The organism is Vibrio sp. 2033 (assembly GCF_033339735.1).
The window spans coordinates 1-539 of sequence record NZ_JAWOVC010000734.1 but is presented as its reverse complement, the minus strand read 5'-3'; the positions used below and the strand labels follow the sequence as shown (position 1 = coordinate 539).

Annotated in this window: 1 protein-coding gene; it reads right to left on the bottom strand. The window is 46.9% G+C overall.

The annotated features are described in order from the left end of the window. Positions 1-539: GlxA family transcriptional regulator (locus tag R7P74_RS28790; protein WP_318124112.1), on the bottom strand; the 539-nt coding region annotated here is incomplete at both ends.

Genomic DNA, 539 nt, shown 5'->3' with positions numbered 1-539 from the left:
GCTCTGAATTCTAAGACGCTGCAAATATTGATTAGGGTTGTATCCTGTCGCTTTCAAAAATCGTCGTTGCATCGTGCGTTCAGTAAGGTTGGCTTGTTTTGCTAACCGCTTTATGGACAAAGGCTCTGCATAGCGCTGATGCATGATTTGTTGAATGGAAACAATCGCATAATCACCGTGAGAAAACGATGGATGAAACTGTTGGTAGTAGCTCTGCGCTCGCTGAGCGGTATCAATAACCAGCGTTTTTCCAAGCTGACGCACAACACCCGGCGAAGCGTATTTCGCGATCAGCTCAAAGCCAAGATCTAACCATGACATCATCCCACCTGCCGTTACTATGTCACCGTGATTGATCAATATCTTATTGCTATCTAGCGCAATGCTAGGAAAGGCTTGGGAGAATGTTTCCGCCAATGCCCAATGGGTCGTGACCTCTCTCGAATCGATCAAGTTGGTTGCGGCAAGAATGAATACTCCGGCACATGCAGAAGATAACACCGCCCCTTGTGAGTAGTGCGCTTTAAGCCATCGAATCA